This is a genomic window from Alistipes sp. CAG:268 (assembly GCA_000434235.1).
Lineage (GTDB): Bacteria > Bacteroidota > Bacteroidia > Bacteroidales > Rikenellaceae > Alistipes > Alistipes avistercoris.
The window spans coordinates 210,959-225,321 of record FR892023.1 but is presented as its reverse complement, the minus strand read 5'-3'; the positions used below and the strand labels follow the sequence as shown (position 1 = coordinate 225,321).

Genomic DNA, 14,363 nt, shown 5'->3' with positions numbered 1-14,363 from the left:
GCGGTCGGGTTGTGCGGCGTTGTCCCTCCGGTTGATCTCCAGGGCCTGTTCCATGCAGCTCCGATAGGCCTGCCGGAGACTGTCACCCGGATCGAGGCCCTGCTGCGCCCGGCGCATGAGTTCGGTTTGCACGGTGCCCATCGCGGCGCCGGCAGGGTTCCACAGGTTGGTGTATTCGGCCAGATCCCGGTTGGTTTCCGAGCCCGAGACGATCTCGATGCGCAGCCAACCTGTCTCGGATGCGGCGTTGAGTTCGATGCGCTCCCCGCGATCGAGTACGAAAGAGAAACTGCCGCCCGGAAGCGTCATCCCGTCCTCGGTGAACTGCAGCGGGAGTAGCATGAAGAGGGTCGGTTCTTCGACTGCCGGGTCGGCCTGCAGGCGACCTTCGGCGTCGAGCAGCAGGGTGTCCATGCAGATGCCCGGGTTCTCGGCCGCTGCCGTTCCGTAGCGGCTCAAGGGCTGCGAGCGAACGACGACGGTGTCGTTCCGGAATCCGGTGAACGTGGCCACGATCCCGTGGCGGGGTGAGCAGGCGAAGGCAGTTGCGGCTGTCACAGCGGTGAGAAGCAGACGTACGGGTTTCATTCGGACGGTTTGGTTTCGTTCGGGGCAAAGATAGCGAAAACCGGCATTCCTGCAATGACACGGACGGTCTTTGTCACTATCCCGGATGTCGTTTGCCGGCTATCCGATCCGCAGCGTGAAGGTCACCTTCCGGTCGGTGTTGGCCGTCAGGCGGAGTGATCCGCCGTGTAGCTGCATGATGCGGCGCGAGAGGCTCAGTCCGATGCCCGACCCGTCGGGCTTGGTCGAGAAGAAGGGGGTGAAGATGTTCTCGGTCACCTCGGTGGGAATCGCTCCGCCGTTGTTGCTGATCTCGATGACGACGTGCTCCGCCGCATCGATGCGCGAGCGGATCTCGATCTCGCCGTCGCTCCGTCCGGCGACCGCCTCGCGGGCGTTTTTGAGCAGATTGACCGTTACCTGGCCCAACTGGGCCTTGTCGGCATAGATCATCGTGTCGGCCGGTTCGATGTCGGTGCGGATGCGGACCCCGTCCTTTTCGGCTGCCGTCAGCACCACGGCCTGCCGGATCAGCTCGCGTACCTCGAACGGCTCCCGCTGCGGCTCCGGAATGCGGGTGAAGCGGCGGAATCCCTCGATGAAGGTCATCAGCCGGTGGCTGGTGGCCGAGATCGTGTCGAGGCCCCGCTCGATGTCGGAATCCAGCGGCCTCCCGATGTGGAGCAGCGTGTCGCTGAGCGAGGTGATCGGTGCCAGCGAGTTCATGATCTCGTGGGTGAGGATGCGTGTGAGCTTGCTCCACGACTCGACCTGCATCTCGTTCAGTTCGCTGTTGATGTCGCTCACGGAGACGACCCGGCGCCGCTGCTTCTCGAGCGTGATCTCCGAGCAGCCGAGCGTCAGGGCCATCTCGCCCGCCTCGGTGATGCACGAGACGCGGAGTTTTTCGCCGGGGCGGATCGACCCGAGTGCGCGGAAGACCTCGGGGGCCGACTCCTTGAGCTGGAGGATGTGGGTCATGCGCTGCAGTCCGAAGATCCGCAGGGCCTCGCCGTTGGCCTGGTAGACGCTGCCCGTATCGTTGATGGTGATCAGTCCTGTCTGGGCACACTCCATGATGAGCTGGTAGTAGCGTTCGCGCTCCTCGGCCCGCAGCTTCGTGCGGAGCAGGATTTCGCGGATGCGGTTGAGCGCGGCGTTGAGCATCGTGCTGTCCACCTTCGAGGGGTCCTCGTTGAAGCGGAACGTGAGGTCGTCGTTGTCGATGGCGTCGAACATGAAGGTGACGCGGCGCACCGAATCGCCGTAGCAGCGCAGGATCCGGCAGAACTCCAGCACCATGAGCGGGATGCTGACCAGCAGCAGCGGGTAGAGCTGCCGCGCGACCAGCCATCCGCTGGCCAGGGCCGCTGCGGCCAGCACGCCCGAATGGGCGATCATCGGGCCGTAGGCTATGCCTTTCGGTCGTTTCATAGGCCGTATCGTTTGATCTTGTTGTAGAGCGTCTGGCGGGTGATGCCCAGCTGCCGGGCCACCTCGGTCATGTTGCCGTTGCAGCGGGACATGGCCTGGGCGATCATCGAGCGCTCCATTTCGTCGAGGGTTGTGATGCCGGCTGCGGCCGGTTGCGGCTGCGCGGGGCGGAGCAGCAGCATCTCCGGGGTGATCGCCCGGCCGTCGCCGAGGATCACGGCCTTCTCGACCGTGTGCTGCAGCTCGCGGATGTTGCCCGCCCACGGGTAGGCCTCCATTGCGCTCCGGGCCTGCTCGTCGAACCCTTCGATCGCCTTGCCGTACTTGGCGGCATAGCGGCGCAGGAAGGCTTCGGCCAGCGGGAGGATGTCCTCGCGCCGCTGGCGCAGCGGGGGAAGGTCGATGTGGATCGTGTTGATGCGGTAGAGGAGGTCTTCGCGGAAGCGGCCCTCGGCCACCATGCCGTAGAGGTCGCGGTTCGTGGCCGAGATGAGGCGGATGTCTACCTTGACGGGCGTGTTGCTGCCCACGCGCACGATCCGTCCGCTCTGGAGTGCCGTCAGGAGTTTCGACTGCAGGTGCGGCGGGAGGTTGCCGATCTCGTCGAGGAAGAGCGTGCCGCCGTTGGCCGCCTCGAACTTGCCGGCCCGGTCTGCGCGGGCGTCGGTGAAGGCCCCCTTGACGTGGCCGAAGAGTTCGCTCTCGAAGAGCGTTTCGGGGATGGCTCCCATATCCACGGAGACCATCAGTTCGCGGTGGCGCGCCGAGCGGTTGTGGATCTCGCGGGCGAGCATCTCCTTGCCGGTGCCGTTCTCGCCCGTGATGAGGATGTTGGCATCGGTGGCCGCCACCTTCTCGACGATCTCGCGGATGCGCATCATGGCGGAACTCGTTCCCCAGAACATGGGCTCCTCCTGCGTCAGCTCGCGCTTGATCTCCTTCAGACGCTTCACCTCGCGTTGCGAGCGGGCCAGCGAACAGGCGTTGCGCAGGGCGGTGACCAGCCGTTCGTTGTCCCAGGGCTTGACCACGAAATCGACCGCCCCGTCGCGCATGGCCCGCACCGCCAGGTCGATGTCGGCATAGGCGGTGAAGAGCACCACCTTGACGTCGGGCCGGTTGCGTTGGATCTCCTGCAGCCAGTAGAACCCTTCGTTGCCGGTGTTGATCCCGGCCGTGAAGTTCATGTCGAGCAGCACGACGTCCACCGGCTCCCTGCGCAGGGTCGATATCAGCTGATTGGGCGACGGAAGCGTCAGCACACGTTCGAAATGGTTGCCCAGCAGCAGCTGCAGCGCTGCGAGGATGCTGCGGTTGTCGTCCACGACGAGCAGGGTTCCCTCTTTGGTCATAAGTCTTGCGTTTGGCCGGAGTCCGGTCCCGCCCCGGGAACGGGGCATTCCGGCAGTTCCGGGATGTTTCCCGGGGTTAAAATTAGTGCTTTGCCATCGAAAAAAATGCTTCTTGTCCACATTTTTTACGCGTGTGTCAATATTTTTTACACCTGGTGTTGCCGATATGAATAGTAAAATGCTGTATTGTAGTGTTTTGCGTTGTTTGGCATCGGGTTGGCAGGTAAACAGGGTGCAAACGAACCGTGAAATCCGTATGATATGAAACGAACGCTTCTGATAGTTTTGGTCACCATCCCGAGGATCCTCTTCGAGGTCTTTGCTTCCTCGGCCGCAGAACCCCCTGCGGCCCATCCCGGAGTCCCGGATCCGGACGTCTCGGCCGATTCGCTCGCCGTTGCCGTTCCCTTGGACGGAGCCGTTCCGGCGGGGGAGTCGAAGCCGATGACGCTCGACGAGTGCATGCGCTATGCCGTCGAGCACAGTCCGGCGGTGCGTCGTCAGGACTACACCAACCGCAGCTACCGGCAGGACTACATCGAGTCGGTTGCCGCGCTGGTCCCTTCGGTGAGCGGGACGGTCGGCGCCTCGACCAGCTTCGGCCGTTCGGTCGATCCCGAGACCAACACCTATACCGACGTCTCGAATTTCGACAACTCCTACTCCCTTTCGGGACAGATGCCCGTCTTTGCGGGCCTTACGCGCATCAACACGCTCCGGGCTGCCCGGGTGATGCGCAGCCAGGGGGTCGAGGAGCTGCAGCTGGCCCGCGACGAGATCGCCCTGAAGACCATGGAGGCCTATTTCGATGCGGTCTACTACACCGAAAGCGTGCGTCTGGCCCGCGAGCAGCTCGAGACCAGCACGGCCGAGCTCGCGAAGAGCCGCAAGCTCTTTGAACTGGGGCTGAAGAGCGCTGCCGACGTGGCGGAGGTCGAGTCGCAGTGCGCCTCGGACGACTACCTTGTGACGCAGCAGGAGAACAACCTCGCGCTGGCCGAGATCGCACTCTCCGAGGCGATGAACTATCCGGCTGACCGGCCTCTTCGCATCGTGACCGACCCGCCTGTCGAGACTCCGGCCGGGGTCGCACCTTTTGACGAAGTGCTCGATTACGCGCTGGAGAACAACCCCAAGGCCGTGGCCGCGCGCCACGACGTGCGCCACTCGCGGCTGCAGTTCTCCATCGCCAAGGGCAATCTCTATCCCTCGCTCTACGTCGGCGGCGGCTACTCGACCAACTTCTTCATGAGTCTCGACGACCGGTCGCTCTATGCCTCCTTCCCCGACCAGTTCCGCGACAACCGCGGCTACTACGTCTCGGCACAGCTGTCGATCCCGATCTTCGGGGGCCTTTCGCGCCGCACCTCGGTGAACCGCGCCCGCAACAGCTGGCGCATCGCCGAGCAGAACCGCATCGAGACGCTGCGCACCCTGCAGAGCGAGGTGGCGCAGGCCTACCAGCAGATGCTCGGCTACGGCAAGGAGTTCGTGCAGGCCTCGAAGAAGAGCGACGCCGCGCAGCTGGCCTACGAGGCCGTTTCGGGCAAGTACGAGCGCGGCATGGTTTCGGCCCTCGACCTGCAGACGGCGGCCGACCGGCTGCTCGAAGCCCGTTCGGAGCGGCTGCGCGCACGCCTGCAGTACATCGTCAAGGTGCGCCTGGTGGCCTACTACAACGGCGAGCCGCTGATCCGATAAACCCAGACAAAACGTTACGACCATGGATATTCGCATTGAAAAGAAAAAAGGGCTCCGGGCCCTCTTCACCCGGCGGGGCGTTCCCTACCTCGCAGGCGGTATTTTCCTTTTGTTCGTCGTGTGGCTGCTCGTGCGCGACCACTCCTCGACGCTGCGCGTCGATGCCCGGACGATCTCGGTCGGCGAGGTCGTGCGCGGGGAGTTCAACGACTACATCCGCGTCACGGGACAGGTGCAGCCCATCACGACCGTGCAGTTGAGCCCCCTAGAGGCGGGCATCGTCGAGCGGCTCGTGGTCGAGGAGGGCGCCTCGGTCCGCAAGGGCGACGTGCTCGTGGAGCTGAGCAACACGTCGCTGACGCTCGAGATCCTGAACAGCGAGGCCGAGCTGGCCGAGAAGCAGAACATCCTGCGCAATACGCTCATCTCGATGGAGCAGGAGAAGCTCGACCTGCGGCTCGACAAGGTGCAGCTGGATCTCGACGTCGAGCGCAAGCGCCGCACTTGGCAGCAGAACGAGGAGCTCTACCGCAGTAACCTCATAGCCCGCGAGGAGTGGCTCCAGTCGAAGGAGGACTACGAACTGGCCGCGAAGAAGCGCGAGCTGAACATCGAGCGTCAGGTGCAGGATTCGCTCTACCGCACGGTACAGATCGAGCAGATGGAGGACAACCTCGAGAACATGAAGCGCAACATGCAGCTCATCCGCCAGCGGATCGACAACCTGCAGGTCAAGTCGCCGATCGACGGAGAGGTGGGGCTGCTCGACGTCGTGCTGGGGCAGTCGGTCTCCTCGGGGCAGAAGATCGGGCAGGTGAACGACCTGTCGGACTACAAGGTCGAGGCACAGATCGACGAGAGCTACATCGACCGCGTGCGTGCGGGGCTCGACGCCACCTTCGAGCGGCAGGACACCTCCTTCACGATGCGCCTTCGGAAGGTTTACCCCGAGGTGCGCAACGGACAGTTCCGCGCCGACTTCACCTTCGCGGGGGCCCATCCGCGCAACATCCGCAGCGGCCAGACCTACTACCTGCACCTCGAACTGGGCCAGCCGACCGACGCCGTCATCATCCCCCGCGGATCGTTCTACCAGACGACGGGCGGTGCGTGGATCTACGTTCTCGCGCCCGAGGGCGACCGGGCCTACAAACGCACGATCCGCATCGGGCGCCAGAACCCCCAATACTACGAGGTGCTTGAAGGATTGGAGCCGGGCGAGCGCGTCATCGTCTCGGGCTACGAAAACTACGGTGCCAACGACGTGCTGATTCTCAACAAGTAAGTCTCTTCGCCCATGTTCCGCCAGTTAAATCTCCGTTCGTGGTTCACCTTCCTGAGCCGCAATCGCCTCTATACGGCCGTCAATTTCATCGGACTGGCCCTTGCACTGGCTTTTGTGCTGCTTGTGGCCGACTACACGGTCCGCCAGTTCACAGTCGATAACTATCAGACCAAAGCAGACCGCATCTATGCCGTCTGCTCCGAGGAGTCGGTGACCAGCGGCTACTACCTCCAGAAACACCTCCGCGACCGCTACCCGGAGATCGAATCGACCTGCGCCGTGGCCTTCTTCGAGGATTCGGATGCGGGTACGACGCCCGTCGAGATCGGCCGGCAGAAGTTTCTTGCCTCGGTGCTCTACGCCGACACAACCTTCTTCCGGATGTTCGACTTCACGCTGCTCGAAGGTTCGCGTGAGGAGGCGCTTGCGGCCCGCGAGAACGTCGTCCTCTCGGAGTCATTCGCCCGCAAGGTCTTCGGGACGTTCAACCCGCTGGGACAGACGCTCCGCGTGGACAACGACGAGCGTGTCTATGTCGTCAGCGGCGTGATGCGCGACATCGAGCGCTCGACGATCCCTGCGGCCGACATCGTCATGCGCGCCGAGCGCATTACCGAGACCAATGCGGCCAACGACGAACGCATGTCCAACAGCGGCGCCGGCGTTACGTTCCTGCTCGAACGCCAGGGTGCCGACCTGCAGGCCAAGGCCCCCGACATGCTCTCCTTCTTCAAGGAGATCTATTGGCCCTATCAGGGGAATGTCGTCTCGCAGGTGCGGCTCGTTCCGCTCCGCGAACTCTACTTCGATCCGGTCAATAACTCCAACAAACTGGCTCACGGCAGTCGCTCGTTCCTCCACATTCTGCTGGGTGTGGGGCTGGTGGTACTCGTCTTCGCCGTGATGAACTACATCAACCTCACGGTGGCACAGTCCGGCTTCCGGGCCCGTGAGATGGCGGCCCGACGGCTGCTGGGCGCCTCGCGCGGCGACATCTTCCTCAAGTGGATTCTCGAATCGCCGCTCTTCTGTGCCGCCGCGTTGATTATCGCCTCGAGCATTGCGGAACTTTTCGTTCCGTGGGCCTCGCAACTCCTCGGCTCGAAGGTCGCGGTCTGGGGCGACATCTCATGGCCGGCAGCGGGCTGGTGCCTGTTCACCGTCGTCGTGCTGGGTGTGATCTCGGGATTGGTGCCGGCTCTGCTCGTGGCGCGTTATCAGCCCATCGACATTGTGCGCGGCACCTTCCGCCGCCATGCCAAGACGGTCTACGGCCGGGTGCTCATCGCCCTGCAAAATGTCATTACAATAGCCCTGCTTGCCGCCTCGATCGCCATCGGACTCCAGATCCGCCATCTGGTGAACGCCCCGCTGGGATACGAGACGCGCGACATCCTCAATATCGGGACCGACATTTTCCCCGACCGGAGTGCGATGCGCCGCTTCTGCGATGCGCTGCACTCGCAGCCCGAGGTCGAGGCCGTCGGGCTTGGATGCGGAACGCCCCACGACCGCGGTAACAACAATACCATCGCGTATGGCCCCGACCGGATGGTCTCGTTCCAGGTCTTTATCGGCGACTCGACCTATTTCCGGATTCTGGATCTCGAACGGCTGCGTGACAACCATGTGGCCGTTGCCGCCGAGAGTGCCGCATCCCGAAACTTCTGGGACTCGAATGTCTGGTTCATCAACCAGTATGCCCTGCGCGAGCTGGGCATTGCAGAGGATGCTCCCGAATTCAAGGTAGGCGAAGACCTTTCCTATCCGGTTGTCGTTGCGGGCATCTACCGCGACTTCCAGGTCGGCACGGCGCTCGATGCCCCGACCTCGGCGCTGCTGCGCGAGGTGAACGATCCCGACGGATTCTATCCCTGGAACATCCTCGTGAAGACCCGCGGGGATCATGCTGCGGCCTACCGCGTGGCCGAGGAGCTCTTCCGGCAGACAACCGACGGCGGCTCCTTCGCCGCCCGCTACCTGACGGACGAGATTGCCGACGACTTCGCCGCGCAGCGGCGCCTGCTGCGCATCATCGGGCTGTTCACCCTCGTGGCGCTGCTCATCTCCTCGCTGGGGCTCTTCGCCATGGCGGCCTACTACATCCAGCAGAAGCGTCAGGAGATCGCCGTGCGCCGCGTCTTCGGGGCTTCGCGCCGCGAGATGCTTGCGCGACTGGTGCGCAGCTTCATGACGCTCGTGGGCGTAGCCTTCGTCATTGCCGTGCCGGTTGCTGCCTGGGGGCTGGGCCGCTGGTTGGAGGAGTACAGCGTGCGCATCGCCCTTTCGCCGTGGATTTTCCTCGCCGCGGGACTTTTTGCGGCCGTCGTGGCGTTGCTTTCGGTCGGATGGCAGAGCCGCCGTGCCGCCGATGGCGACCCCGTCGAATCGCTCAAAAACTGATCTGAACCCTTGTGTATTATGAAAATCGCGTTCCATAACTTCCTCACCACGCTGCGGCGCTACAAGGTCTCGTCGCTGCTCAACATCGTCGGCCTGACGCTCGCCTTCACGGCCTTCTACGTCATCATGGTGCAGGTGCGTTGGGAGATGACCTTCAACCGCGCCATTCCCGATGCCGGGCGTATCTACCTTGTGGCGCCCTGCTCGCCGTTCGACGAGACGGGCCTTTCGATCAATTCGCCGCGGCCCGAGAGCGAACAGCTCATCGCTCAGTCGCCCGAAATCGAGGCCGGCGGCTGCATCCGGATATGGTATTGGGAACAGCCGGTCTGGGTGCGCCGGGGCGGTGACCTGCTCCGCCTTCAGGGGGCGTTCAACGAGATATCGGCCGGTTTTGTCGAGGCTTTGGGTCTGAAAACCATCGAGGGGAATCTGAAGGCGCTGTCGCGGCCCAACACGGTGGCTCTTGCTCGTTCGCAGGCCGACCGGCTCGGCCTGCGCGTCGGCGACGTGCTCTGGTTCGGCGACGAGGAGAACCGACGTCCCGAGGTGCAGAAGGAGGTGGTGGCCCTCTACGAGGATTTCCCGGCAAACAGCTCCTTTGCCCGCATCGTCGGCCTTGTCGATGTCGGCGATCAGGATCTCGACTCGCCGAACAACTGGAACGACTGCTATTTCGTCCGCCTGCATGCAGGGGCCGACCCCGATGCGGTTGCGCGGCGCTGGTCCGAGCTCCACCTCTCGATCTACCGCGACTACCTCGAGCGCATGGCCTCGGTCTGGGGCGAGGAGATCAGCGAGGAGGAGCTGAACGATCCGCGCGCCTGCGCGCTGCTTCCGCTCGACGGACTCTATTTCGACCGCCGTATTGCCGGCGAAGCGGACGACTTTCCGATCGGTTCGGCCACGCTGACCTATTCGCTGCTGAGCGTCGCGATGCTCATCATCCTGATTGCCCTGATCAACTTTGTCAATTTCTTCTTCGCGCTTGTGCCCGTGCGGCTGCGGGCCGTCAATATCCTCAAGGTCTTCGGGGCCCCGACCCGCTCGCTGCGGTTCAGCTTCCTGTTCGAGGCTTTCGGCTTCATGCTCCTGGCACAGCTCTGTGCCTGGTATGTGGCCATCGCGCTGAAGGGCACCGAATTCGCCTCGTATGTCAGCAGTTCGCTCGCGCTGGGCGACAACCTTCCCGTGCTGGGTATTTCGCTTGGCGTTTCGCTTGTCGCGGCGTTCGTTGCCGGAAGTTTCCCGGCATGGTATATCACCTCGTTCAATCCGGCGATGGCCGCCAAGGGGTCGTTCGTCGGTTCGACGGCGGGCCGACGTTTCCGCACGGCACTGCTCGGCGTACAGTTCATCGTCGCGATCGGACTGATCGTCTTCTCGGTCTGCACGCTGCTGCAGCAACGCTACGTGCGCCGCTTCGACCTGGGCTTCGACCATGAACAGGTGCTGACGTTCTATTTCCCCTCGTCGAAACTCTCCAATCCCGACTCGTTCGATACCTTTGCCTCCTCGTTGCAGGCTGATCCGCAGATCGCCGGCGTCACGGCATCCGGAAATCGCTTCGTAGCAGAGGCCATTTCGGTCTTCGGGCGCAAGATCAACGACGAAGAGGTCGGCATCCATGTCCGCTTCGTCCGCAGCAACTTCCTCGATGTGCTGGGCATTCCGGTCCTTGCCGGCGAGGATTTCCGGCCCGAGCACGACCGCGACTCGACGGCGCGCTTCATTGTCAATGACCTGCTTGCCCGCAAAGGACTCAAGGTCGGCGGCCGGCTGGACGAGGGAGAGGTGATCGGCATCTGCCCCGACATCCACTACCGCCCGCTGCAGTATCTCACCGAGCCCTTCGCCTTCGTTACGGGTACCTGCTGGCAAACGCGCATGTCCCGCTTCTACGTGCGTCTGGCCGCCGGGTTCGACCTCGATGCTGTCTGTGAGGGAATCCGGGAGAAGGCCCGCAAATTCGATCCCGACAGCGAGGTTGCCGATTTCCGGTTCTTCGACGAGGAGATCAATGCCCATTACGCCCGCGAGCGGCGCATCACGACCATCGTCGGGCTCTTCACGGTGTTGGCCGTCGTCATCGCCCTGATGGGCGTCTTCGGCATCGTGCTCTTCGAGACACAGCACCGCCGCCGCGAGGTGGCTATCCGCAAGGTGATGGGCGCCACGACCGCCGAGGTGCTCCGCCTCTTCAACCGCCGCTATGTCGTGCTGGTTACGGTCTGCTTCATCCTTGCCGCGCCGGTCGGCTTCTGGATCGTGGACCGCTGGCTTGCGTCGTTTGCCTACCGCACGCCGATCCACTGGTGGGTCTTCGCCGCGGCCTTCGTCGTCGTGCTGCTCGTTACGGTGGCGACCGTCACCTTCTGCTCGTGGCGCACGGCCGACGAGAATCCCGCCGATTCCGTTAAATCCGAATAATCAAAACAAATTCCGCATATGAAAATCGCTCTGCGAAACTTCCTCACGACGCTGCGGCGCTACAAGGCCTCGTCGCTGCTCAACATCATCGGCCTGACGCTGGCCTTCACGGCCTGCTACATCATCCTGGTGCAGGTCCGCTGGGAGATGACCTACAACCGGACGCTCCGGGACTCGGAGCGCATCTATCTGATCGAAACCACCGACTGGTATGAGCCCGGAGCCTGGCAGTCATGGATTAATCGACCTCTCTCCGAACGGCTTATCTCCTCGACTTCGGCCATCGAGGCCGGAGGCTGCTCCTGGAGCGGCTTCGGCCCCACGGTCGTGCTGCGCGAAAACGCCTCGAAGATGGGTTACGACCGCTTCAATACCTATTCGGGCTTCATTTCGCTGTCGCTGCTCGACGTCTTCGACTTCCAACCTGTGGCGGGCGACGTCCACGACCTGAAACGCGCGCAGAGCGTCATCATCTCGCGCTCGACGGCCGAACAACTGGGCGTCGGTATCGGCGACATGATCTGGTGCGACACCGAACAGCCTTCGGCTGAAAATGCCTACGAAGTGGTGGCTGTCTTCGAGGATTTCCCTCAGAACTCGCTGCTGGCCGACTGCAAAATGGCCATGGATCTGGGCGACCGGTCGCTCGATGAACCCTCGGAATGGAGCTACAACTACTTTGTCCGGCTCCAGCCCGGAACCGACCCCGGCGCAGTAGCCGACGGGTGGGAAAAGTTCTTCATTGAAATGAATCCCGGAGAGGCCAACGAGGAGGGGCATCTCGACACGGATCCCGTCCGTCTGTCGTGCATCCGCGACCTCTATTTCGAGTCCGACAGCCGCGTGCCGTGCGCCCAAGGGTCGCTCGTAACGACCTATACACTGCTGGGCATCGCGCTGCTGGTCATTGCGCTGGCCTTCATCAACTTTGTCAATTTCTTCTTCGCGCTGGTGCCCGTCCGCATCCGCACGGTCAATACCTTTAAGGTTTTCGGCGCCCCGAACTCCTCGCTGCGCTTCGGCTTCGTTTTCGAGGCCGTGGGGCTGGTCGTCATCGCCCTGCTGCTGGCGTGGTACCTCTCCTTCGCCATCCAGAGCACCGAACTGGCCAGCTACATCTCCGCACCGCTGAATCTGGCGCAGAACCTTCCGGTTATCGGCATTCTGCTTGCCGTGGCGGTGGTCATGGCCCTTGTAGCGAGCCTCTATCCGGCGTGGTATATCACCTCGTTCCCGCCCGCCATGGTGGTCAAGGGGGCCTTCTCGGGCACAGCCGGTGGCCGGCGGCTGCGCACGCTGCTGCTGGGCTTCCAGTTCACCATCTCGATGGGGCTCATCATCGCCACGGGATTCATCCTCCTCCAACACAACTTCATGCTGCGGCAGGAGATGGGCTTCGACCGCCGCAACATGATGGCTGTGCAGCTCTCCGAAAAGGCTGCGTTGGGCTACGACGCCCTGCGCAACCGGCTGCTGGCCGATCCGCGCGTGGTCGATGTCACGGGAGCCGAAGGCCGTCTGGTAAGTGCCAACAGAATGTCGTGGGGGCGTCGATATAAGGATGAACCCATCATCCTGCAGGCCTACATCGTCCGTTGGAACTTCCTCAAGATGATGGGTATTACCATTACCGACGGCCGCGATTTCCTTGAATCGGACGAACACAAGGAGACCGGCATGCTGATTTGCAACGAGGCTGCCCGCAATGAATACAAACTCGAACTGGGTGATGAGATCGGCGGATTCTGCGGCAACGACCCGTTGGTGGGTGTCTGCGCAGATTTCCACTTCCGGCCGATGCAATACAACGTCGTTCCCTTCGTCTTCTATGTCATTCCCGAGGAGATGTCACACAAGAACGGTGGCCGTGCATCGCAGTTGCTCTACCTGCGCTACCGTCCCGAGGCCGACGTGGAGGGTGTGGCCGACTACCTGCGGCAGTGCATTGCCGAGACGGATCCGCACCTGACGCCGGGCGAGATCCAGATCCGCACCTTCGAGGAGGAGCTGGGCCAGGAATATGCCAAGGAGCGGCGGCTGGCCACGGTTGTGGGGCTCTTCACGCTGCTCTCGGTGGTCATCGCCCTGATGGGCGTCTTCGGCATCGTGCTCTTCGAGACGCAGCACCGCCGCCGCGAGGTGGCCGTGCGCAAGGTCATGGGGGCTACGACGGGCGAAATTCTCCGGCTGTTCAACCGCCACTACATTCGGCTGGTTGTCGTCAGCTTCGTGATTGCCGCGCCGTTGAGCCTCTGGATCGTCCACCGCTGGCTTGCGTCGTTTGCCTACCGCACACCGATCCACTGGTGGGTCTTCGCCGCGGCCTTCGCCGCCGTGCTGCTCGTGACGATCGGAACCGTCACCTTCTGCTCGTGGCGCACGGCCGACGAAAATCCTGCCGACTCCGTGAAATCCGAATAACCGAAATGCAAAAACAGAACATCTTACTTAAAAAACATCTGATATGGCTATGCTGAAAGTAGAGAACCTCCGCAAGGTTTTCCGTACCGAAGAGATCGAAACCATCGCCCTGAACGGCGTGTCGTTCGAAGTGAACGAAGGCGAGTTCGTCGCCATCATGGGCCCCTCGGGCTGCGGCAAATCGACGCTGCTCAACATCCTGGGCCTGCTCGACAACCCCACGTCGGGAAGCTACCGCCTGCTCGACCGCGAGGTGGCCGCGCTCCGCGAGAAGGAGCGCACCTCCTTCCGCAAGGGCAACATCGGCTTCGTTTTCCAGTCGTTCAACCTCATCGACGAACTGAACGTCTTCGAGAATGTCGAACTGCCGCTGATCTACCTGCGAGTGAAGGCTTCGGAGCGCAAGCGCCGCGTGAACGAGATCCTGAGCCGCATGAACATCTCGCATCGCGCCGAGCATTTCCCGCAGCAGCTCTCCGGCGGCCAGCAGCAGCGTGTGGCCATCGCCCGCGCCGTGGTGGCCAACCCGAAACTGATTCTTGCCGACGAGCCCACCGGAAACCTCGACTCGAAGAACGGACAGGAGGTGATGGAGCTTCTCTCGGAACTGAACCGCGAAGGGACGACCGTTATCATGGTGACCCACTCGCAGTACGACTCGACCTTCGCCCACCGTGTGCTGCACCTGTTCGACGGCGAGCTGGTCAAGGACCTCACCAACCGCATGTGACCGCTGCAGGACAAACGACGGGGCCGGATCGCTTTCAGAC

General features: G+C 62.8%; 9 protein-coding genes. 6 read left to right on the top strand and 3 right to left on the bottom strand.

Annotation, left to right across the window (positions count from 1 at the left end; translation table 11 throughout):
- The 3 genes from QZL63_RS11635 to QZL63_RS11625 form a co-directional block, all read right to left on the bottom strand.
- The coding region (locus tag QZL63_RS11635) for a hypothetical protein (RefSeq protein ID WP_290587248.1) at positions 1–588 on the bottom strand (588 nt) is incomplete at its 3' end.
- Positions 589–687: 99 nt separating this feature from the next.
- Positions 688–2,001: a sensor histidine kinase gene (locus tag QZL63_RS11630; RefSeq protein WP_022309460.1), complete on the bottom strand. Its 1,314-nt coding sequence runs from the start codon at positions 1,999–2,001 to the stop codon at positions 688–690.
- Positions 1,998–3,353 carry a sigma-54-dependent transcriptional regulator gene (locus QZL63_RS11625; protein ID WP_022309459.1) on the bottom strand — a complete coding sequence of 452 codons (1,356 nt, stop codon included), beginning with the start codon at positions 3,351–3,353 and terminating at the stop codon, positions 1,998–2,000. Before QZL63_RS11625 ends, QZL63_RS11630 begins: the two co-directional genes overlap by 4 nt.
- A gap of 261 nt (positions 3,354–3,614) precedes the next feature.
- Between QZL63_RS11625 and QZL63_RS11620 the strand changes: the two genes are divergently transcribed.
- Genes QZL63_RS11620 through QZL63_RS11595 form a run of 6 tightly spaced genes read left to right on the top strand, consistent with a single transcriptional unit; the run spans position 3,615 to position 14,323 of the window.
- Complete coding sequence (locus QZL63_RS11620) at positions 3,615–5,054, top strand: TolC family protein (protein ID WP_022309458.1); 1,440 nt, start codon at positions 3,615–3,617, stop codon at positions 5,052–5,054.
- Between the two features lie 22 nt (positions 5,055–5,076).
- Entirely contained in the window at positions 5,077–6,339 is a 1,263-nt protein-coding gene (locus tag QZL63_RS11615) for an efflux RND transporter periplasmic adaptor subunit (protein ID WP_022309457.1), read from the top strand.
- A 12-nt stretch (positions 6,340–6,351) separates the two neighbouring features.
- Positions 6,352–8,742, top strand: coding sequence for an FtsX-like permease family protein (locus tag QZL63_RS11610; protein WP_022309456.1), 2,391 nt, complete (start codon positions 6,352–6,354; stop codon positions 8,740–8,742).
- 18 nt (positions 8,743–8,760) lie between these two features.
- Positions 8,761–11,172 (top strand): ABC transporter permease, encoded by a 2,412-nt coding sequence (locus QZL63_RS11605; RefSeq protein ID WP_022309455.1) that lies wholly within the window; start codon positions 8,761–8,763, stop codon positions 11,170–11,172.
- A gap of 18 nt (positions 11,173–11,190) precedes the next feature.
- Positions 11,191–13,593 carry an ABC transporter permease gene (locus QZL63_RS11600; RefSeq protein WP_022309454.1) on the top strand — a complete coding sequence of 801 codons (2,403 nt, stop codon included), beginning with the start codon at positions 11,191–11,193 and terminating at the stop codon, positions 13,591–13,593.
- A 49-nt stretch (positions 13,594–13,642) separates the two neighbouring features.
- Complete coding sequence (locus QZL63_RS11595; protein WP_290587284.1) at positions 13,643–14,323, top strand: ABC transporter ATP-binding protein; 681 nt, start codon at positions 13,643–13,645, stop codon at positions 14,321–14,323.
- Positions 14,324–14,363 lie beyond the last annotated feature (40 nt).